This window comes from uncultured Sphingomonas sp. (assembly GCF_964237335.1).
In the GTDB taxonomy this organism is placed as follows: Bacteria; Pseudomonadota; Alphaproteobacteria; order Sphingomonadales; family Sphingomonadaceae; genus Sphingomonas.
The window spans coordinates 29447-50491 of sequence record NZ_CAXSHM010000008.1 but is presented as its reverse complement, the minus strand read 5'-3'; the positions used below and the strand labels follow the sequence as shown (position 1 = coordinate 50491).

The following is a 21045-nucleotide window of genomic DNA, read 5'->3' as shown; positions in this document are numbered from 1 at the left end:
AACGGGGAGAGTCATGAGAGCATTGGGTTACGTTCTGCTCACCCCTCGGGAAACCGAAGTGGTACGGTTGGTAGGCACTGGCCAGTCTTCCAAGCAGATCGCGCTTGTTCTGGGGATTACGCCCAAGACCGTGGAGTCCTACGTCGAGCATGCCCGGCTGAAGCTCAATGCAGGCAACCGCTCGCAGTTGATGGTTCGTGCCGCCCTGCTCGGTCTCTGGGATACTTCGAAGGGCGACACGTCGGAGTGATCAACCGGCCGTACTGGACGGCGTGTCGAGAAGCGCGACCCCTGCCTGCCCCTTGAACCATGCATTGCTCTTCAACTGCTCCGCCCGGAGCTTCGCGATGCCCTCCTCGTAATCCTCGTAACTGGTCGCGAAGAGCAGCGTGGCGACATACCGCTGCTGGTGGCTCATCCCGTCGGGCAGGGGATGAAGCGTCGCGACATGCCTCACAGCGTCGAGGGCAGCGCGGTCCAACCATGGATTTCCGGAGCTCTTATATACCGCCACCCCGCCCGGCTTGCCCGACTCGCTGCAGTTGAACTTGATCCTGACGACACCGCTGGGACGCTCTCTGCCCGCCATGTCAAAGGGATCGTGCATGTGGGCGTTCAACTCGTGTCCAACGCGCTGAGCCCAAGACACGAGTGTGACGGGTGAGCCCGGGGCCGCTTCCGTTGTGCGGGCGACGATGGGTACGGCAAGCAGAGCCGCGGCGAGTGCCGCGGTGACAGTGAAGCGTGACATGGCAGGTCTCCGGACTAACGGGATGATGACCGTCGGCAGTTTCCGCCCGGTCACGTCGTGGTTAGGCACCGGCTCGCGTCCCAGATAGTCGGCCGAATCCCCTGGTAGAAACCCGGTAGGAAGTCTCACGCGCTTCAGTCGCGCGCCCACACCTTCCTGCCACCCACCCACGTCTCCTCCACCTTCGTCGCGCGCAGCTCGGTCGGGCTTGCGAGCAGCGGGTCGTGGTCGACGATGATGAAGTCCGCCATCTGCCCCGGCGTCAGGCTCCCGAACTCCTTTTCCGCGAAGCCCGCATAGGCGCCCGCGCCCGTGAACGCCCACCAGGCCTGCTCGCGCGTCACCCGCTCCTGCGGTTGCCAGCCGCCGAACGGTTCGCCGTCCGCGCCCTGGCGCGTGAACGCCGCCGCCCAGCCGGCGAAGCAATCGGGCTTCTCGACCGGATAATCGGACCCGAACGCCAGCGGCACACCCTCGCGCAGCATCGTCGCCCAGGCATAGGCGCCCGCGAGCCGAGCCGGCCCCAGCCGCGCCTCCGCCATCTGACGGTCGCTCGTCTCGTGCGTGGGCTGCATCGATGCGACGATGCCATGCTCGGCGAACCTGGGAAGGTCGGCGGGATCGACGATCTGCGCATGCTCGACCCGCCAGCGTCGGTCGCCCTTGTACGTCTGCGCCATCTCGTCGATCGCGCCGAGCACCTGCGCGTTGGCGCGGTCCCCGATCGCGTGGACCGCGACCTGATAGCCGTCCATCGCCGCACGGCTCATCCGGTTGCGGATCGCGTCGTCGGTCATGAAGCCTGCGCCCGACTGGCCGGGCGCGTCCGAATAGGGCGCCTTGAGCCACGCGCCACGCGAGCCGAGCGCGCCGTCCGCGAACAGCTTCACCCCACCCATCCGCAGGTGATCGTCGTACAGCCATGGCGTCGGCCCGGTGCCGCCGATCTGCACCGCCGTCTCGACACCCAGGCCATAGGTCATCAGCCGCACGCGCAGCGCGCCCGCATCGCCCATCCGGCGGTACGACAGCCAGTCGTCGATCGACATCGCCATGTCGGCCGTCCCGGTGACGCCATAGCCAAGCAGGATCGATTGCGCCTTGATGAAGGCCGCATCGCGATCCTTGGGCTGCGGCTGCGGCACGACCTTCTGCACCAGGTCGCTCGCGGCATCGACGAAGACGCCCGCCGGCTCCCCGCCGATCTTCTCGATCCGGCCGCCCGCCGGCGTCGGCGTCCGCGCGGTGACGCCGGCAGCCTTGATGGCGGCGGTGTTGGCCCAGCCGGCATGCTCGTCCGCCCGCTTTAGCCAGACCGGCCGGTCACCGACCGCCTTGTCGAGGTCGGCCGCGCTCGGGAAGCGGCCCAGGCCCCATTTCTCCTGGTTCCAGCCGCCGCCGACGATCCATTTGCGATCGGGGTTGGCCGCGGCATAGGCCGCGATCTTCGCCTGCGCCTCGGCGAGCGAGCTCGTATCCGACAGGTCCAGCTCCAAGGCCCTGAACCCCATCTCCATCACATGGCCGTGCGCGTCGATGAAGCCGGGCAGCAGCACCCGCCCGTGCATGTCCGCGCGCCAGTCGAGGCGGTCGGGGCGCTTGTCGTTCGCCGTCAGCAGCCGGATGACCCGCCCGGTGGGCGTCAGCAGCAGGCCGGTGAAGCGCGTGACGTGCCCGCCGCGATCGACCGTCATCCCGTTGATGTTGTCGACCAACGCTCCGGCCGACACGGGCAGCGGAGCCGGCGGCGGAGCAGGCGCCCGCTTCGCCTGTAGGGGAGCGACGGTTATTACGAGGGAGACGACGAGCAGAGCGGGCTTGAGCATAGGCCGCGCATAAGGCGTGTTCTCGCGACCGACCAGATGCTCTAGGGCGCGTCATGCCCCGTTCGGGCTGAGCCCGTCGAAGCCTTGTCCTTCTTGGACGCGCGCAAGAAGGGCAGCCCTTCGACAAGCTCAGGGTGAACGGAGATTGTTGTGGCGACTCAAGCCCGCGAACACGAAACTCAACCCGTCACGATCAACGACGTCCGCGCGGCGCATGGCCGCATCCGCGAGTCGATCGTCCGCACGCCGACGCTCGTCAGCCGAACGCTCAGCCAGATGACGGGCGCCGAAGTGTATCTGAAGTTCGAGAACCTCCAGTTCACCGCCGCCTACAAGGAGCGCGGGGCGCTCAACACGCTGCTCCAGCTCTCACCCGAACAGCGCGCGCAGGGCGTGATCGCTGCGTCTGCCGGCAACCATGCGCAGGGCCTGGCCTATCACGCACACCGCCTGGGCGTGCCGGCGACGATCATCATGCCCACCAACACGCCGATCGTGAAGGTGACCCAGACCGAGGGCCATGGCGCGACGGTCGTGCTGGAAGGCGACACGTTTGACGCCGCCTACACCCACGCCCGCATCCTGGAGGCAGAGCGCGGCTACACGTTCATCCACCCGTTCGACGACGTGCGCGTGATCGCGGGGCAAGGCACGGTCGCGATCGAGATGCTGGAGGACGTGCCCGCGATCGACACGTTCGTGACGCCGATAGGCGGCGGCGGCCTCATCAGCGGCATGGCGGTGGTCGCGCGCGCGGCGGCAATGAAACGAGGGGGCCACGCCATCGAGGTGATCGGCGTCGAGGCGGAGCTGTTCCCGTCGATGTACAACCGGCTTAACGGCACCTCCATGCCGTGCGCCGGCGATACGCTGGCCGAGGGTATCGCGGTGAAGGAGCCCGGCGCGATCACGTCCGCGATGGTCGCCGATCTGGTCGACGATATCCTGCTGGTCTCCGAACGCAGCCTGGAAGAGTCGGTCAGCCTGCTGCTCCAGATCGAGAAGACGGTGGTCGAGGGCGCGGGCGCCGCCGGCCTCGCCGCGCTGATCTCCCAGCCGGAGCGGTTCGCCGGCAAGACCGTCGGCGTCGTGCTGTGCGGCGGCAACATCGACACGCGGCTGCTCGCCAACGTGCTGCTCCGCGACCTGGCGCGGTCGGGCCGGCTCGCGCGGTTGCGGATCAAGCTGCAGGACCAGCCCGGCGCGCTGTTCAACGTCGCGCGCATCTTCGATCAGCAGCGGATCAACATCATTGAGGTCTATCACCAGCGCGTCTTCACGACGCTGCCCGCCAAGGGCCTCATCACCGACATCGAGTGCGAGGCGCGGGACCGGGCGGCGCTCGACCGGCTGATCGCGGCGCTGCGGGACGCGGGCTATTCCGTCAGCCAGGTGGAGCTTGGATAACCAGCGCCGTCTTTACCCTCTTTCGTGGTAAAGGCGCTTTTCAGGATGCGCTGCGCTTCGCATAAGCGAAACGAAGGGCATTGGCGCCCGCACGTTAGGACCCGACCGCGGTGACCGCGCCTTTCCGCTTCCCGCGCTTCTTCGTCACCAGCCCGGCGCCCTGCCCGTATCTGCCGGGGCGGCAGGAGCGGAAGGTGTTCACCGAGTTGAACGGGCCGCATGCCGCCGAGCTCAACGACGCGCTCGGCCGGATCGGCTTCCGCCGCTCGCAGGGCGTGGCCTATCGGCCGAGCTGCGCCGGCTGCTCCGCCTGCGTGTCGGTCCGCGTCGTCGCCGGCCAGTTCCGCCCCAACGCTAGCCAGCGCAAGCTGCTGCGCCGCCACGAGGATCTGGAGGTCACCGCCTGCCGCCCATGGGCGACGGAGGAGCAGTTCCGGCTGCTGCGCCGCTACCTCGGCGCGCGCCATCCGGGCGGCGGCATGGCCGGAATGGACGAGGAGGATTACGCAGACATGGTCGAGCAGTCCCCAGTCGACTCGGTCGTGATCGAATATCGCGAGCGGCCGGTGGAAGGCGCCGGCAAAGGAGCGCGCGGCCGACTGGTCGGGGCTTGCCTGACGGACCGGCAGGCTGACGGGCTGTCGATGATCTACAGCTTCTTCGACGCGGGCGACGAGATACGCCCGGGTCTGGGTAACCTCATCATCATGGACCACATCCTGCGCGCGCATGCCGCGGGACTGTCGTACGTCTATCTCGGCTATTGGGTGAAGGGCTCGGCCCGGATGGCGTACAAGACGCGCTTCCGCCCGATCGAGGTGCTGGGCCCGGCGGGCTGGTCGAGGCTGGCGGAACCCGTTGCCGACCCCGGCTGACGCGGATCGGGCCGGCGCCACGGTCCGGCAAAAGTCTCAAAGGTCACACCCTCTTCGCGCCTGCGCGCGCGCCCGGATGTGGAGTCTAGCGGTGGAAGAACGACCGGCAGTTCTCACCGACAATCCAACATTGCAACGCTTGTTTGTGGTGCCCGCCGCCTCACTCGTCGAGGTGCACGCTCACATCAACGTCCAGCACTTCGCGCCCCTCGCCCATCCGCGATCCGGCGACGGGTGCGGCGCCGGCCGCATCCAGCGCCGCGGCGACGCGGACGTGGCGTTCCTCCGGGCTGAGGCCCAGGCAAGGGTCGAAGCCGATCCAGCCGATCCCCTCGACATGCGCTTCTGCCCAACCGTGCGGCGCCGGGCGGTGGTCCTCCGCGTCGAGCGAGTAACCCGAGACGTAGCGCGCGGGGCTGCCGAGCGCGCGGGCGGCGGCGACGAACATCTGCGCAACATCGCGCGGGGTCGCCTGCGGGCGGGCGAAGGCATCGGCGGCGGTCAACCCCGGCTCGGGCCGATCGCGGGCGACCTCGAACCGGGCATGGAGGCCGACGTTGAGGCGATGCAACCGCTCGATCGCCCTGCCGGCGCCGGCCACCGTGTCGTGCGCGAACGCCGTCAGCGCCTCGTCCGCCGTGGTCGCTGGCGTCGTGCGCAGGAACAGCGCGGGCGGCAGCGGCTCGTGGACGCCGTGCAGCACGCCGTCCGAATGGCTGGTCACCACCGCGCCTGCGACCGCGATCTCGATCCCGTCCAGCGGCCCTTCGGCATAGAGCATCGTCGTCGCGTTGCCGAACCCGTCGCGACCCGACCGGAGCCGCGCGTTGCAGTCGACGTCGATCCGCCACGACGCCACCGTCTGGTCGTGGCTGTCCGACGGCGTCAGCCGCAGCATCTGTACCACTCGTCCCTGCGGCGCTGTGAAACGGTAGCGAGTGGTGTGGTCGACGCTCAGGCGCATCAGGCGAACCGGAATTGACGGCCGATCGCCGCGTGCAATTCGTCGTTCTCGCGCAGGAAGCGCTTGAGATACTGATGCAGGCCGCTGGCGATCACCTCGCCCGACCGGGTCCGCGCCATACGCCCCGCTCGGGCCCGCGCCATCCGGTCCGCCTCGCCGTGCTGCCCCTCGCGCTTGGCGAGCAAGTTGAGGATCTCGACCGTCTCCTCCACCGACGCCGCCATGCTGCGCGGCAGTTCGAGACGCGCGAGCAGCAAGTCGATGACGTCGACCGGACGCAGCCCTTCCGAATACAGCCAGCGATAGGCGTTCACCGCCGACACCGTCTGCAACAGCGTCGTCCATTGGTCGCGATCGACCAGCCCGCCGACGCGTTCTCCCTCGGGCAGCAGGATGTGGTATTTGACGTCGAGCAGTCGCGCGGTGTTGTCGGCGCGCTCCACCGCCTGGCCCAGCCGGATGAACCACGTCGTCTGGTTACGCAGCATCCGGTGGACCGCGCCCTCGAACCCGCGCGTCTCCGCCTTCACCGCCTCCATCAGGTTGAGCGTCGCCATGTCGCCGGCGGGATGCTCGCGGTTCTCGAAGATCAGCCAGCCGCGGTTGATCGCGGTCCAGGCCTCGCGGCTGAGCGCGGTGCGCACCGCCTTTGCGTTGCGCCGCGCCGCATCGAGGCAGCGGATGATCGAATAGGGGTGGCTCGCGTCGACGGTGAGGAAACAGGAGACCGCGCCGGGCGTGAGATCCGCGCCGCTTTCCTCGAACGCCGCGTCGGCGCTTGATACGGCGAGCGCGGACGACCAGGCGGCCTCCCCCGCCGGTCGCGACGACAGCGCGTCGAGCCGCACCGTCGCTTCCACCAGCCGCGCAATGAAATCCGCCCGCTCGACGTAGCGGCCGAGCCAATAGAGCGACGAGGCGGTGCGCGACAGCATCAGGCCCGTCCCTCTGCCCGCCTACCCTGAGCTTGTCGAAGGGCTGTCCTTGCTTCGGCGAAGAAGGGCAGTGCTTCGACAGGCTCAGCATAAGCGGGGTTTGGAATGACGGGCGCGGTCATAAGCTGCGGGTTCCGAACGATTGGCTCATGCCGCCCATCGTCTGGCTCATGCCGCCGCCGCCGCCCATTGTCTGGTTCATGTCGCCCATGTTCTGCCGCATCGCGTCCATCAGCACGAAACTGTCCTTAGTACCGCCGCCCTGGCTGGAGTTGACGACCAGCGATCCCTCTTTCAGCGCCACGCGGGTCAGGCCGCCGGGCACCACCTCGACCCCCCGCGACCCCGTGAGCACGAACGGGCGGAAGTCGACGTGGCGCGGCGCGAGGCCGGCGTCGGCGAGCGTCGGCACCGTCGACAGCGCGAGCGTCGGCTGCGCGATGTAGCGATGCGGCTCGGCGGTCAGCGCGGCGCGGAAGGCCTCAATCTCCGCGCTGCTCGCGGTCGGGCCGACGAGCATTCCATAGCCGCCCGACCCGTCGACCAGCTTGACCACCAGCTGCTCAAGATTGTCGAGCACGTAGCGCAGCGCCTGCGGCTCGCGGCAGCGCCAGGTCTCGACGTTGGGCAGCTTGGGCTCGCCGCCTGAATAGAAGCGCACGATCTCGGGCATGTAACTGTAGATCGCCTTGTCATCGGCGATGCCGTTGCCCGGCGCGTTGATGATAGCGACGTTGCCCGCGGCATAGGCGGCGATCAGGCCGGGGACGCCTAGTGCCGAATCGGGCAGGAAGACGAGCGGGTCGAGGTAATCGTCGTCGATCCGACGATAGATCACATCGACGCGCACCCGGCCGGCGATCGTGCGCATCCAGACGATGTCGTCGTCCACCACCAGGTCCGCGCCCTCGACCAGCTCGACGCCCATCGAGTCGGCGAGGAAGCTGTGCTCGTAGTAAGCGGAGTTGTAGTGGCCGGGGGTCAGCACGACGCAGGTGGGCGAGGCTCCGGCGCCATAGGGCGCGACCGACTTCATCGTGGCGAGCAGCCGGTCGGGGTAGCTGTCCACCGCCGCCACGCGGAACTCGCGGAACAGCTCCGGGCACAGCCGGATCATCGCCTCCCGGTTCTCCAGCATGTAGCTGACGCCCGACGGCGTGCGCGCATTGTCCTCCAGCACGAAGAACGCGTCGGGCCCGGTGCGGACGAGGTCGATGCCGCAGATGTGCGCCCACACGTCGTGCGGCGGGCGCATGCCGGCGATCTCCGGCCGGAACTGCGGGTTGCCGAGCACCAGGTCGGCGGGCAGCACGCCGTCGGCCAGGATGCGCCGCTCGCCGTAGATGTCGTTGAGGAAGGCGTTGATCGCCTCCACCCGCTGAACCAGCCCCTCGGACAGTCGCGCCCACTCGTCGGCCATGAACACGCGCGGCACGATGTCGAACGGGATGATCCGCTCGCCGGCGTCGGTGTCACCATAGACAGCGAAGGTGATCCCGAGCTGACGGAAGGTCGCCTCCGCCGCCTGTTGCCTACGGCCGAGCTCGGCGGCGGGTGTGTCCTCCAACCAGCGGTGCAGCGCGGCGAGTTCGGGGCGGCCATCGTCGGCGCTCCCCATGATCTCGTCGAACGCCGGTCGTTGCCCCATCGAAATGTATACGTCCTCCAAACCGGCTCGGTTCCATGCTGGCGCGCTTCGCCGCGGCGCACAAGAGGGCTTGGCTCAGGCGGCGATCGCCTCCAGCGTGCCGGGGGTCAGCACCTGCGGCAGCACCTGCGGCTCCGCGGCGCCGGGCGCATAATAGAGGTAGAGCGGCACGCCCGCGCGGTTGTGCGCCTGGATGAAGCGGCCGAGCGCGGCGTCGCCGTTCGTCCAGTCGCCCACCAGCGTGACGACGCCATGGCTGTCGAACGCGCGGCGGACGCCCGCGTCGGCGATTGCGCCGCGCTCGTTGACCTTGCACGTCAGGCACCAGTCGGCGGTGAAATAGGCGAACACGGGCTTCTTCGCGGCGCGCAGCTCCGCGAGCTTCGCCTCGCTGAAAGGCTGCTCCGTCGCGCTCGCCACCGTCGCGGCGTGGGTGGTCGAGCGCGGCAGCGCGAACACCGCCAGCGCGACGACGACCGCGCTGCCCAGCGCCAGCGGCATGCCGATCGCATACCCTTTGCGCTGCCGTCCGCCGACGCTCCACAGGACGAGCGCGAGCAGTAGCGCCAGCACCAGCGCGAAAGCGAAGGCGTCCACCCCCGCCTCCTGCCCCAGCACCCAGCCGAGCGCGATGGCGGTCAGGAACATCGGCACCGACAGGATGTGCCGCGCCGTCTCCATCCAGGCGCCGGGCTTGGGCAGGCGGCTGCGCAGCGCGGGCACGAAGCCGATCGCGATGAACGGCAGCGCAAGGCCGAGGCCCAGCCCCGCGAACACCGCCAGCGCGGCGAACCACGGCAGCACCAGCGCCGCGCCCAAGGCCGCGCCCATGAATGGGCCCGTGCAGGGCGTCGCGATGATCGCCGCCAGCGCGCCGGTCGCGAACGCGCCGCCCCATTTGCTGTCTGGCCCGGCCATGTTGCCGACCGCCGGGGTCGGCAGCTCGAACAGCCCCGCCAGGTTGAACGCGATCCCCGCCGACAGCAGCGCGAGCACCGCGACGGTGCGCGGGTCCTGCAACTGGAACGCCCAGCCCGCCGTCGCGCCGCCCGCCCGCAAGGCCAGGATGATCGCGCCCAGCCCCAAGCACACCAGCACGACCCCGGCGGTATAAGCGAGCGCTTCCTGCCGGGCATGGCTGGCGCTCGTGCCCGAGCGCGCGAGGCTGAGCGCCTTCAGGCTCAGGATCGGGAAGACGCAGGGCATGACGTTGAGGATCAGCCCGCCCAGCACCGCCAGGGCGAACGCCGTCAGCGCGGCGGCCCAGCCGTGTGCGGCGCCGGCGGTGGCATCGGATACCGCGATGGCGCCGGGAACGGCGTGGACCGCGAGCCCGCGCCCGTCCGCGATCCGCAGCACGCCGTCGATCGCGGCCCCTGTTAGCTCTCGGGCCTTCGCGCCCGGCTTGACGGCGATCACCAGCCGGTCGCCATCGCGCGTGACGCTCTGCGGCGCGGCATAGTCGATCGCAGCGGGCGTGACCGGGAAGAAATACGCGTCCGCCAGCGGTGCCGCGGCCGGATAGGGGATCGCGAGCCGAGCGCCGTCCTTCCCAACCTGCCACGTCGCCGTGCCGCCCAGCGGCTTGGGGATCGCCTGGCGCCAGCCGTCGAACTCGGCGCGATGATCGAGCGACCCGTCCCCCACGGTCAGGTCGAGCGACAGGTCCGCCACCTCCGGCACGCACAGCGACGTGGTGCAGACGAGGTAGCTCGCGTGCAGCCGGATCGGCAGCGGCGATCCATCCGCGAGCCCCGCCGGCACCGTCAGCTCCACCAGCGGCGCGTACGGCCGTTCGTAGACGTAGTTCATCAGCCCGGCAACCAGCAGCGTGACAGGCACCGGATAGACCGGCTGGCCTGCGCTCTCCCGCTTGGGCAGCGTCCACGTCAGCGTCGCCGGGAAGCCCGCGTCGCCCGGGTTTTGCCAATAGCCGTGCCAGCCCGGCTGCGGCCGTGTGTCGAGCGCCAGCGTCACCGCGCCGCCGGCGCGCGGGTGGCTGCTCTCCGCCACCAGCCGCATCGAAAGATGCTGGACGCCCGGCGGCGGCAGTGCGTCAGCGCCGGCGCGGCCGGCGCCGCCCCCCGCCCCGACCCCGACCAGCGTCATCGTCGCGCAACATAGCAGCAGCAGGAGGCGGAGGATCGTTCTCATCTCCCTTGCATAGACGCCGCTCGCGCGCTTTGCACGGGCAGCCCGCCCAGCCCGCACCGACCCCGAAGGAAGCCATGCTCCGCACCCGACTCGCTCCGCTCCTGGCCACCGCCTTCCTCGCTGCTCCCGCCATCGCGCAGACGGTCGCCTCGCCAGCCGTGACGCCCGAGATGCGCGCGGTCGAGCCGCCCGCGACGTCCGCTGCGCCGGTTCCCGGCCCGCTGTATCCGCCGACGCCGCCCAGATTGACGGTGGTGATCTCGGTCGACCAATTCTCCGCCGACCTCTTCGCCGAGCACCGAGGCCATTATACCGGTGGCCTCGCGCGGCTGCTGACCGGGGCGGTGTTCCCGTCGGGATACCAGTCGCACGCGGCGACCGAGACGTGCCCCGGCCACTCGACCATCCTGACGGGCATGCGGCCCGAGCATACCGGCATCGTCGCCAACACCTGGGTCGACCAGTCCGCCGCCCGGGCCGACAAGCTCGTCTATTGCGCCGAGGACGAGACCGCGCCCGGCAGCGATCACGAGCATTACACCGTCTCCGACAAGCATCTCCGCGTGCCGACGCTGGGCGAGATGATGAAGGCGGCGAATCCCGCCAGTCGCGTCGTCTCCGTCGCGGGCAAGGATCGCGCGGCGGTGATGATGGGCGGCCACAAGGTGGACGAGCTGTGGTGGTGGGACGGCCATGCCTTCGTCACCTATGCCGGCCGCGCGACGCCCGCCGTGGTGACGCGTGCCAACGCCGCGACGGCCGCGCTCCTCGCCGCCCCGCAGGCGCCGTTGCCGTTGCCCGGCTTCTGCCGCACGTCGGACCTCGACACGCCGGTCGCCGGCCACGACTATGGCCAGGGGCGGTTCGCGCGGGTGGCCGGCGACGTCAAGGCGTTCCGCGCATCCCCCGCCGCCGACGCGTCCGTGCTCGCGCTCGCGGCCGGGCTGATCCAGGCGCAGGGGCTGGGCCGCGGCGCCGCACCCGACCTGATCGCGATCGGCGCGTCGGCGACCGATTACATCGGCCACACCTATGGCAACCAGGGCACCGAGATGTGCATCCAGGTGGCGCAGCTAGACCAGGCGATCGGCGCGTTCATGGACGAGCTCGACAGCGAGGGGCTGGATTATCAGGTCGTGCTGACCGCCGATCACGGTGCGCATGATTTCACCGAACGGCAGGTCGAGCGCGCGATGCCGACGGAGACGCGATTGTCGGCAAGCCTGAAGGCCAAGGCGATCGGTCGCGCCATCGCGGCGGACCTGCATCTGACAGGGCCCGTGCTGCTGTCGGCAGAGCAGGACATGTTCATCGACCAGTCCCTGCCCGCGGCCACCCGTGCGCGCGTGCTGGTCGAGGCCAGGCGCCGTTACCTCGCATCACCGCAAATCGCCGCCGCCTTCACCCGCGCGGAGGTCGCCGCGACGCCCACGCCGTCGGGCCCGCTCGAGACGTGGACGCTGATCCAGCGCGCCCGCGCCTCGTTCGACCCGCTGCGCTCGGGCGACCTCGTCGTGCTGACCGCGCCCCGCGTCAATCCGATCAGCGATCCCGACGGCGGTTTCATCGAGACGCACGGCAGCCCGTGGGATTACGACCGCCGGGTGCCGATCCTGTTCTGGCGCCGGGGGATGACCGGCTTCGAACAGCCGCTGTCGGTGGAGACGGTCGACATCATGCCGACGCTGGCGGCGCTGCTGCGGCTGCCGGTACATGGGCTCGACGGGCGGTGCCTGGACCTCGATCCGGGGCCGGCGAGCACGTGTCCCTGATTACGATCCGTCACCCCGGCCCTGTGCCGGGGTCCAGCGTCGTGCGAGTCCAAACGGCGTTGAGCGCATACACACCTGGACCCCGGAACAAGTCCGGGGTGACGACGCGGGGGGTCTAACCTCGTTCACCGCTCCTCGTACGCCCGTACGCCCGCCCCCAGCCGGTTCGCACCCACCGCCAGCCGGTCCCGGCTGGCATTCGCCACGAACGCGGGGCTTCGCGTCTCGCCCGGTGCCAGGCTCGCGATATTGTCCTCAACCCGCAGGCCGGTCGCGGGATAGGTCTTCGCCTCGGCGCTCACGACGACAAAGCCGGTCCAATTCTCCTTGTCGCGGCCCTGGACGAAGGTGTTGCGTGCGATCAGGCCGGTGCCGCCTTCCGACAGGTCGATCATGTAGTTGGTCTTGTGCCCGCGCGTGTCGTCGAAGCTGTTGTCGGTGATCGAGACGTTGGGCACGCGCAGCTTGACGTAATGGCCGCCCCGCCCGCGCTCGAACCGGGACCGGGTGACGGTCACCTGGCCCTGATTGGCGAGGTAGATCGAATGGGCGCAGCTCGGGCTCTTGTCGCACTGGCCGAGCCCGGCGAAGGTCGACCGGTCGATCGTGATCCGCTGGTTGGTGGGCTGGCCGCCCAAGATGCCCTCCTGGCTGTCGAGGAACATTGCGTTCACAACGTGCAGGTCGCCCATCTCGGTGCGGATGCCGGCGCCGTTGCCGTCGCTTACGCGGATACCGCGGAAGACGATGCCGTCGACCGTCGACTCCGCGCCGCGCAGGACCAGCACCGCCTTGCCCTCGCACGCCGTGCCCTCGAACACGACGCTGCCGGGCCGCGCCGCGCGGAAGGTGATCCGCCCGCCACTCTGCACCGCGCATTGATGGTAGGTGCCGGGCGCGATCAGGATCGTGCCCGTGCCGAGCCGGATCGAGCTCACCGCGTCCTGCAGCGTGCCGAACCCCTGCCCCGTTTCCGCGACGGTGAACGGAGCGCCGGCGGATTGTGCGGCCACCGGGCCGGCGAGCGCCAGGAGGGACGGGGCGAGCAGACGGAGCGGGTAGCGCATGGTGGCGATCCTTTCGCCCCACCCCTGCGGACTGGATCGGGCCACGCCTAGATCGAAAGGCGGTTAACGCTGGCTCGACGGGTGTCGGATGGTTGCCGCGCGCCTCGTCTGTGCCACCGCGGTACGATCGGCGACGCACGAAGGCCGCCGATCGTCCGGTCAGTAGGTCTTCTGGTACTTCACCGCCGCGTTGGAGCCACCCTGAGAGCCCGCCGCCGACAGCAGGCTCAGCGCCTTGGTCAGCGCGATCGTCAGCTGCGTCGCGGTATAGCCACGCGCGTCGGTGACGATCTCCACATAGATGTTGCGCGTGATGTACTTGCCCGCCGCGAGCCCCTGCTTCTGACCGGTCGTCGCATCCGCGCTCACCAGCGTGAGCTTGTCCAGCCCGGTCGCCGAGCGCAGCTTGCCCAGCGGGTTCAACCCGCCACCGCTCGATCCGCGCAGGCCGTTCAGCGCGGACGCCAGCTCGATGGCCTGGATCGCCGACAGGTTCCCCGGAGACGTGCCGAACAGCAGCCGGCTCAGCACCTCGTCCTGCGGCAGCGTGGGCGTCGAGGTGAAGGCGATCTGCGGATGCAGGCCCGTGCCCGTGATGTTCAGGATCACGGTGATGTCGGTGGTCGCGACGGTTGCCTGGATGTCGATATCCGGATCGGCCAGCGCGCCGCCGTGGAAGGTGACGATGCCGCGGTTCAGCTCGAACTTCTTGCCGTTGAAGCTGTACGTGCCCCGCACGACCTCCAGCCGGCCGGTGACCTGCGGGTCGGACGACATGCCGCCGACGTGCATGTCGAGCTTCCACTCCGAGTCGAGCCCCATGCCCGACACGAACACCTGGCTCGGCGCCACGAGGTGGAGGTCGAGCTTGAACACGCCCGCGGGCGCCGGAGCGGGGCCGGTCGCGGCGGTCTTGCCGATGTCGCTCTTGCGATGGACGCCGGTCAGCTCGGGTACCTCGGCGGTGCCCTGGCGGATGATGGCGTAGCGGGCGTTCTCGACGTTGATCGTCCCCTGGATCAGGCCGCCGGACAGGTTCTTGGTGACGTGGATCTGCCCGGACGCGGTCGCGCCAAGCGAGTCGCTCTTGGCGAGCTGCGCCTTGCTGAGCGTCGCCGTCAGGTCGATCGGGAAGCCCTGCGCCGCCGCCAGCCCGACGGTGCCCTGCGCCTGGATCGTGCCGTCACCCGCCTTCGCCGTCAGCGTGTCGAGCGTCAGCCGATCGTTGTTGAAGCGCGCGCCGATGCGCAGGGCGGACAGGCGCGTGCCATAGGTCTCGTTGTCGTATGTCAGGTTGTCGGCGCGGATCAGGCCGTTGAGCTGCGGCGCCAGGACGCGGCCGCCGAAGTCCGCGGCGATCGCGATTGCGCCGGCGAGCTGCTGCTGCGGCAGGGCGGCGAGGCTGAACAGCACCCCCGCCGGCCCGTTGTAGCGGATGCCACCCGACAGCGGCGCGGCGAGCAGCCGCGACGACCAGGAGCCGCCGCCCGGGATCGGCTGGAGGTTGGCGACCAGCCGCCCGACCGGCGTGCCGTTGCGCTTCACGAGCGCGCGGGCCTGCGCACCCGCCTGGCTGAGATCGCCCGCGAAGACGATGTCGACGGGCTCGGACGTGGCGGCGAGGCCGGTGCGGGTGAAGTTTGTCACCGTCACCCGCGCGTTTCCGGTCGGGAAGGCGGTCGGCGTCGCCTGGGTGAAGTCGAGGCTGCCGGTCGCGGTGCCGCCGACGCCCAGGTTGGGGATCAGCGCGTTGGCGGCCGCGAGGTCGAGCGTGTCGAGCCGCAGTTGCGCCGTCAGGCCGTGGCCATAGCTGCCCGCCACCCGCGCCGCGCCGTGATCGAACACGATCTGCGTCGGCAGCAGGCGGTATTGTCCACCCGCGACATGGATGCGAGCGGGATTGCCGGTGCGGAAGTTGATGTTGTTCGCCAGGCCCTGCAGCGCGACGAGGTAATCGGTCGGCGACAGCTGCGCGTTGGCGGCCAGCCGGAATGCCGCACCGCTGTTCGCGCCGTTCAGCAGCGCCTGCGCGGTGCCATGGCCGCCGACGTGGTTCACCTTGATGCGGCCGGTCTGCACCACCGTGGGGCCGTAATGCAGATCGGCGACCTGCGCGTCGGCGACGATCTGCGGCGCCTTGGGATAGTTGACGAAGCTCGCGTTCACGATCGCGCGGCCGAGCGTGAAGCCGGTCGGGCCCGGGACATGCGCCTGATACGCCCGCGCGGCGACGTCGGCGCGCTGGTACTTGCCCTGCGCCCCCATCAGCACGTTGCCCGTCAGGCCTGAGCCGACGAACGCCAGCCGCCCGGCGAACGGCCCGGCGTTCGTCGCCGCGACATGGCCGTTGGCGGTGATGCCTGCGAACACGATCCGGTGGATGTCGGCGCTGAGCGTCGGGCTTGGGCGCACCAGCACGTCGGCGGTGAACGGGCCGTAGGTGGTGCCGCCGGTCGCATTGACCTGATACGCCCCGCCCCGCCCGACGACCCGCGCGTCGAGGTTGACGAGCCCGACGCCGACGCCCGGCCGCGCGGCGTGGAGCACCACGACCGGGTCGGTCGCCGTCCCCGTCACCCGCGCGGTCAGCGGGCCATATTGCGTCGAGTAAGCGTCGGCGGAGACGAGGATGCCGCCCTTGGTATCATATTGCCCCTGACCTTGCGTCACGCGGAACTGCGGCGCGGACAGGTGCAGGTTGCGGAAGGTAATGACGCCCGACGGCAGATAGCCGATGTCCGTGCTCACCACCGCATTGCCGCCAAGGAAGGTCTTGGCGCCGGTGTTGGTGATCTTCACCGTCTGTGCCGCGACCCGGCCGGTGATGCCGAAGCCGCCGGCGGGCGCGGTCACCAGATGGGCGTCGGTCTGAAGGTTGATGACGCCGAAGCCGTTGACGAGATAATCGTTGATCCGGCCCTTCAGCGCGCCCGTGTAGCGGCCGGTCTTCATGTCGGCGGCGATGATCGCGGTCGCGTCGATCTTGTCGGAGCGGAGGTGCAGATTGTCCGACAGGATCGTTGCGCCGTTGATCGCGACGTCGCCCTGGATCGCGACGTTGGTGACGAGGCCTCCGGCGGCGGCGTTCAGCCCGGTGATCCGCCTCGCCCGCGCGTTGACCGGCAGCAGGATGCGGTTCGAGTCGACCGTCGCGCGGCCCTCGGCATAGACGCCATCGACGCCCATCGTGCCAAACAGCAACTGGTCCGCCAATATCTTGTAGTCGACGGTCGGCGTACGGAACGCGCCGTTCAGCGCCAGCTCCGCGTGCAGGTTGCGGCCCTTGAGGTTGGACGCCACCGCGCCCGGCGTCAGCAGGTCCGCACCGACCTTGAAGTTCGAGAAACGCGAGGTAGCGAGGTCGATCAGGCCGTTGCCCGCCACCGCCAGCGCGTCCGACTTGAACGAGAAGCGGCTGTCTGCCTTGCGGTCCTGGAGCGCGGTGTGGATGTTCACGGACAGGCCGGGCGCGGTCAGCCGCTCGACCGGGCCGGCGAGGTACAGGCCGGGATGCGTCAGGCCGGTGACGTCGAACGTCCCGTTGCGTGCCTGAAGCGTCAGGTCGGCGAGGCTGCCGCCGCCCAGCGTGGACATGAGCTTGCCGTTCCACGCCTTCCACGATCCGCTTCCGTCGACCGACAGGGAGAGCGGCTTGGTGAGCGAGGCGAGGCCCGTGACGACGCCGCCGGCCGGTGCGTTCAGCTTGACGTTGATGTTGAGCTTGTCGTCGTCCGGCACCGCGTCGAGCACGAGGTGCAGCGTGTCGCCGCCCGCCACGCCCGGCGCAATCAGGGCGCGGCCGTCGACCAGCAGTTGCGCGCGCCGGTCGGCGATGTGGGCGCTGCCCTCGATCCGGGCGATGTGGCGCGCGCCGGCGACCGGCGCCTCCAGCACCAGCCGGTCGACACGCAGGTGGTTCACGTCGATGTCGAGGTTGGGCAGCGTCGGCGTGCCCGGCGGGCTCGGCGGCGTCGGCTTCAGTTGCGGGTTGCGCTGGAGCGTCACGAGGCCGGCGGTCAGGTCGCGCACGTCGACGTGGTTGCGGATGAAGCCGAACGGGCGCCAGTCGACATCAAGCTCCGGGCTGGTCGCGAACACGCCCTTGGGATCGCTGACGCGCAGGTCGCGCAGCGACATGCGGCCGTAGATCGACCCATCGATCCGGCCAACCTTGATGTTGAGGCCGCTGGCGGTGTTGTAGTTGCCGATCTGGTCGGCGAGCAGCCGGTGCCCCGGCCCGGTATCGATCCCGAACACAACGACCAGCAGCAGCACGACGATCGCGAGCAGCGCGATGCCGATCCATCTCAGAATACGCTGCCACAACGGGCGCTGCGCCGGTGCCGCGGCCGGATAGTCGGGAGCGTCGCTCGCCATCAGAACGCCTGCCCGATCGAGATGTAGAGCGCGATCTTGCCGTCCCCCGGACGCGGGTTGAGCGGCGTCGCGACGTCGATCCGCAGCGGCCCGAAGTTGGTGTACAGCCGCCCGCCGATGCCCACGCCATAGCGATAGCCGCCGAACTGCGGCGTGCTCTGTTCATAGGCGTTGCCGCCGTCGAAGAACGGCACAATCCCGTAATTGCCGAACCGGTACCGTGCCTCGATCGAGAACTCTTCCAGGCTGCGCCCGCCGACCGGATTGCCCTGCGGATCGAACGGCCCGAGCCGCTGATAGCCATAGCCGCGCACCGATCCGCCACCGCCGCCATAGTAGCGCCGCGACGGCGCGAGGTCGTCGCGCGAGATGCCGAGGATCGAGGCGACCCGCACCCGGCCCGCCAGCACGAGGCTGGACGATAGCGGCTGGTAATAGCTGCCGTCGAGCTGGAGCCGCGCATAGGGGCTGACCGCGCCCTGCACGCTCGTCTCCGGGCTGGCGGTCAGCGCCAGGCGATAGCCGCGGGTCGGGTTGAGCAGGCTGTCCGACGTATCGAACTGCACCTGCACCGGCAACGCCGCGATCAGGTAGTTGCGCCGCGTCCGATCGCCGAGGGCATAGTCATAGACGCTCTCGTTGGTGCCGACGATCTCGCCGCCGTAATAATAGGTGAACTTCTTCTGCCAGATCGGCGTCGACACATAGCTCCAGCGCGCCGAGATGGTGGCGGTGAACGCGTTGAAGGCGTTGTAGTTGGTGTGATCCACCGACAGGATCGCCGAGAACGTCTTGTCGCGTTGACCCGCGTCGGAGCGGCGGAACGTCGCCGACGCGCCCTGCTCCTGCGACCCGCCGATGCCGGTCAGGATCAGCGCGCCTTCCTCCGGGAAGCGGTTACGGTCGGTATAGCTTCCCGTCAGGCTGTAGCCTTGCCCGGTCGCATAGCCTGCCTGCGCCGCCAGCGAATGCTCGGGCCCGCGCACCTGACGTACCAGCAGGTCCACCGCTTGCGTGCCGTCGGGATTGGTGCGCCCGGTCTGCTGCGGCTCAACCGAGATCGACGAGAACAGCCCGGTCGCGACCAGCGCGTCGTGCAGGTCGTCACGCTTGCGGCTGTCGTACAGGTCGCCCTGCTTGAAGCGCGGGAAGACATTGAGGTGCGGCAGCCCGAACACGTCGTCGCCGGTCGTGGTCAGCTGCCCAAACGACGAGCGGGGTCCGGTGTCGACGGGCAGCGTGTAGTCGCCGCGGAACGTCTGCTCGTCGAGCAGGATGTCGCGATCACCGACCTTGACGAACGGATATCCCTGTTGCGGCAGGACCAGCGCGACGTTCGCCTCCGCACCCTCGATGCGGTCGGCCTGGATCGGGTCGCCGGTGTGGATCGGCAGATTATGCTCGACGAGGTCCGCCGGCGTCGTCGCGGCATGGGTCACCGTGACCGTGCCGAGCTTGTAGAGCGTGCCGGGAACGGCGGTGACGGTGGCGGTCAGCGTCGCCTTCTGGTCCTTGGGCGTCTGCTCGATCACCGACGTCGCCGTGCCGTCGTAATAGCCGAGCGACTTCATCAGCCGGACGGCGAGCGCCTCGTCCTCCTTGGCGCGCGCCGAGACCTGAGTCGCATTGTCCGCCTTGCCGTGCCCGTTCCGCAGCGCGGACAGCGCCTGCCACCGGCTCTTGAGATTGACCGCGTCCAGCCCGAGGATCTGCGTGTCGTAGCGGATCTTGGGCGCGTCCTTGTCGCGGACGTCGGCGGCGGTCTCTAGCGGGACGGTGCTGTAGCTGGCGAGCGGCGTCAGCGGCTGGTTGAGTTGAGGATCGCCCGTCCCGGTCGGCGGCAGGGTGGCGGACGCGGCGGTCGCCGCACCGGTCGGCGCGGCGGGCGTCGTGCTCGCCGGAGCGCTCGAAGTCGGCGACGCTGCGGGCGTGGCCGGCGCCGTGGGCAATTTCATCGGCTCGAGCGGAGCGTTGAGGTTCCCGCTCAGCGGCGGCAGCGCGGCGTTGAACTCGGCATCCGGCACGATCGGCGCGCCTGCCTGCACCGCACCGGTCGCCGCAGTGGCCGTCGGGGTCGGCGTGGGGGACGGGGCATCGGGACCTTTGGCGGGGCCGGTGCCGGGCCGCTCAAGCTGGGCATGGGTCGCTGCCGCTCCGGCGGATGCCAGCGCGATCGCGAGCCAGTAATGCCGCCGGTGGGAACCTGTCACTCTAAACCCCTTGTCGCGGTCCCCGTCTTCGGATCACCACGCGCCTGGCGCAATCTCCGGTCGCCGATGGCCTCGACGCCCGCACACCGACACGCTGTTATCCGACTTCGAGCATGGTCCGCAAGCAAGCCAGGTTAGTGGCCGATCTAAGACGATCAGCCTTAATTTGGCGTTACCGCGCGATGCAGCGCGAGCATCCGCTCGGCCTCCAGCAGATGAAGCCGCTCCACCATCCGGCCATCGATCTTGATCGCGCCCCGTCCCGCCGCGGCCGGATCGGCGAACGCGGCGACGATGCGCGCGGCGGTCGCGACCTCCTCGGCATCCGGAGCGAACGCGACGTTCGCGGCGTCGATCTGCGCGGGATGGATCAACGTCTTGCCGTCGAAGCCGAGACGGCGGCCTTGCGAACATTCGGCAGCAACCCGGTCCAGGTCGTTGAAGTCGTTGCAGACGGCGTCGAGAACCGTCAGCCCGCGAGACCGGCCGGCGGCGACGGTGAGCGCCAGCAGCGGCATCAGCTCCACACGGGCCGGCCCGGGGCGCGCGCGCATCTCCAGCGCGAGGTCGTTGGCGCCGACGACCAGCGCCGACAGCCGCGTATCGCGCGCCCGGTCCGCGATCGGCTGAAGGCGCGCGATGGCGAGGCAGGTCTCGATCATCACCCACAACGCCGCCGATCCACCCGCCAGCGCCGCGTCATACTGGCCGACGTCATCCGGCCCCGCGATCTTGGGCACCAGCACCGCATCCGCCGCGCCTGCGCAGGCCGCGAGGTCATGCGCGCCCCAGGGCGTGTCGAGCGCGTTGACGCGGATCACCACCTCCCGCCCGCCGAACTCCTCCTGAGCGGCGGCGACCGCTGCGGCGCGCGCCTCGACCTTCGCTTCGGGAGCGACGGCATCCTCCAGATCGAGGATCACGACATCGGCGGCCGACCCGCGCGCCTTCGCGATCGCGCGCGGGTTGGAGGCGGGCAGGAACAGCGCGCTGCGGCGGGGGCGGATCACGGTCATCCGCGCACGCGTGCCCTGCTCGGCGACGGCGGGCAATCACCAT

At 69.7% G+C, this 21045-nt stretch carries 14 protein-coding genes; 4 read left to right on the top strand and 10 right to left on the bottom strand.

Going from position 1 to position 21045, the window contains the following annotated elements:
* Positions 1 to 22: 22 nt before the first annotated feature.
* Positions 23 to 250 (top strand): response regulator transcription factor, encoded by a 228-nt coding sequence (locus tag ACFE65_RS06165; RefSeq protein WP_375381470.1) that lies wholly within the window; start codon positions 23 to 25, stop codon positions 248 to 250.
* On the opposite strand, the gene ACFE65_RS06160 is transcribed toward ACFE65_RS06165, so the two are convergent.
* On the bottom strand, positions 251 to 751 hold the full coding sequence (locus ACFE65_RS06160; RefSeq protein WP_375381469.1) for an energy transducer TonB: 501 nt from the start codon (positions 749 to 751) through the stop codon (positions 251 to 253). It lies immediately after the preceding gene.
* 134 nt (positions 752 to 885) lie between these two features.
* On the bottom strand, positions 886 to 2577 hold the full coding sequence (locus ACFE65_RS06155) for an amidohydrolase (protein ID WP_375381468.1): 1692 nt from the start codon (positions 2575 to 2577) through the stop codon (positions 886 to 888).
* A 150-nt stretch (positions 2578 to 2727) separates the two neighbouring features.
* On the opposite strand from ACFE65_RS06155, the gene ACFE65_RS06150 reads away from it, so the two are divergent.
* Complete coding sequence (locus ACFE65_RS06150; protein WP_375381467.1) at positions 2728 to 3984, top strand: threonine ammonia-lyase; 1257 nt, start codon at positions 2728 to 2730, stop codon at positions 3982 to 3984.
* Positions 3985 to 4094: 110 nt separating this feature from the next.
* The gene (locus ACFE65_RS06145; protein ID WP_375381466.1) at positions 4095 to 4859 is read left to right on the top strand and encodes an arginyltransferase; all 765 of its coding nucleotides are present in this window, start codon (positions 4095 to 4097) and stop codon (positions 4857 to 4859) included.
* A 160-nt stretch (positions 4860 to 5019) separates the two neighbouring features.
* Here the strand turns inward: ACFE65_RS06145 and ACFE65_RS06140 are convergent, their stop codons facing one another.
* The 4 genes from ACFE65_RS06140 to ACFE65_RS06125 form a co-directional block, all read right to left on the bottom strand.
* Complete coding sequence (locus ACFE65_RS06140; RefSeq protein WP_375381465.1) at positions 5020 to 5823, bottom strand: transglutaminase N-terminal domain-containing protein; 804 nt, start codon at positions 5821 to 5823, stop codon at positions 5020 to 5022.
* The gene (locus tag ACFE65_RS06135) at positions 5823 to 6758 is read right to left on the bottom strand and encodes an alpha-E domain-containing protein (protein ID WP_375381464.1); all 936 of its coding nucleotides are present in this window, start codon (positions 6756 to 6758) and stop codon (positions 5823 to 5825) included. Before ACFE65_RS06135 ends, ACFE65_RS06140 begins: the two co-directional genes overlap by 1 nt.
* A 118-nt stretch (positions 6759 to 6876) precedes the next feature.
* A complete protein-coding gene (locus ACFE65_RS06130) occupies positions 6877 to 8406 on the bottom strand; it encodes a circularly permuted type 2 ATP-grasp protein (protein WP_375381463.1) in 1530 nt (509 codons plus the stop codon).
* Positions 8407 to 8481: 75 nt separating this feature from the next.
* Positions 8482 to 10560, bottom strand: coding sequence for a protein-disulfide reductase DsbD family protein (locus tag ACFE65_RS06125; RefSeq protein ID WP_375381462.1), 2079 nt, complete (start codon positions 10558 to 10560; stop codon positions 8482 to 8484).
* A gap of 74 nt (positions 10561 to 10634) precedes the next feature.
* Here ACFE65_RS06125 and ACFE65_RS06120 point away from each other — a divergent pair, with 74 nt between their 5' ends.
* On the top strand, positions 10635 to 12332 hold the full coding sequence (locus ACFE65_RS06120) for an alkaline phosphatase family protein (protein WP_375381461.1): 1698 nt from the start codon (positions 10635 to 10637) through the stop codon (positions 12330 to 12332).
* 125 nt (positions 12333 to 12457) lie between these two features.
* Here the strand turns inward: ACFE65_RS06120 and ACFE65_RS06115 are convergent, their stop codons facing one another.
* The 4 genes from ACFE65_RS06115 to ACFE65_RS06100 all read right to left on the bottom strand — a co-directional run bounded on the left by ACFE65_RS06115 (position 12458) and on the right by ACFE65_RS06100 (position 21002).
* Positions 12458 to 13399 carry a right-handed parallel beta-helix repeat-containing protein gene (locus ACFE65_RS06115; RefSeq protein ID WP_375381460.1) on the bottom strand — a complete coding sequence of 314 codons (942 nt, stop codon included), beginning with the start codon at positions 13397 to 13399 and terminating at the stop codon, positions 12458 to 12460.
* Between the two features lie 159 nt (positions 13400 to 13558).
* The gene (locus ACFE65_RS06110; RefSeq protein ID WP_375381459.1) at positions 13559 to 17776 is read right to left on the bottom strand and encodes a translocation/assembly module TamB domain-containing protein; all 4218 of its coding nucleotides are present in this window, start codon (positions 17774 to 17776) and stop codon (positions 13559 to 13561) included.
* The gene (locus ACFE65_RS06105; protein ID WP_375381458.1) at positions 17776 to 19986 is read right to left on the bottom strand and encodes an autotransporter assembly complex family protein; all 2211 of its coding nucleotides are present in this window, start codon (positions 19984 to 19986) and stop codon (positions 17776 to 17778) included. The genes ACFE65_RS06110 and ACFE65_RS06105 overlap by 1 nt, the downstream gene beginning before the upstream one ends.
* 161 nt (positions 19987 to 20147) lie before the next feature.
* Entirely contained in the window at positions 20148 to 21002 is an 855-nt protein-coding gene (locus tag ACFE65_RS06100; RefSeq protein ID WP_375381457.1) for an HpcH/HpaI aldolase/citrate lyase family protein, read from the bottom strand.
* Positions 21003 to 21045 lie beyond the last annotated feature (43 nt).

Excerpts from the sequence above, each read along its gene's own strand:
- ACFE65_RS06160 (WP_375381469.1), bottom strand. The coding sequence starts at position 751 with ATGTCACGCTTCACTGTCACCGCGGCACTCGCCGCGGCTCTGCTTGCC.
- ACFE65_RS06155 (WP_375381468.1), bottom strand. The coding sequence starts at position 2,577 with ATGCTCAAGCCCGCTCTGCTCGTCGTCTCCCTCGTAATAACCGTCGCT.
- ACFE65_RS06140 (WP_375381465.1), bottom strand. The coding sequence starts at position 5,823 with ATGCGCCTGAGCGTCGACCACACCACTCGCTACCGTTTCACAGCGCCG.
- ACFE65_RS06135 (WP_375381464.1), bottom strand. The coding sequence starts at position 6,758 with ATGCTGTCGCGCACCGCCTCGTCGCTCTATTGGCTCGGCCGCTACGTC.
- ACFE65_RS06130 (WP_375381463.1), bottom strand. The coding sequence starts at position 8,406 with ATGGGGCAACGACCGGCGTTCGACGAGATCATGGGGAGCGCCGACGAT.
- ACFE65_RS06125 (WP_375381462.1), bottom strand. The coding sequence starts at position 10,560 with ATGAGAACGATCCTCCGCCTCCTGCTGCTGCTATGTTGCGCGACGATG.
- ACFE65_RS06120 (WP_375381461.1), top strand. The coding sequence starts at position 10,635 with ATGCTCCGCACCCGACTCGCTCCGCTCCTGGCCACCGCCTTCCTCGCT.
- ACFE65_RS06115 (WP_375381460.1), bottom strand. The coding sequence starts at position 13,399 with ATGCGCTACCCGCTCCGTCTGCTCGCCCCGTCCCTCCTGGCGCTCGCC.
- ACFE65_RS06110 (WP_375381459.1), bottom strand. The coding sequence starts at position 17,776 with ATGGCGAGCGACGCTCCCGACTATCCGGCCGCGGCACCGGCGCAGCGC.
- ACFE65_RS06100 (WP_375381457.1), bottom strand. The coding sequence starts at position 21,002 with ATGACCGTGATCCGCCCCCGCCGCAGCGCGCTGTTCCTGCCCGCCTCC.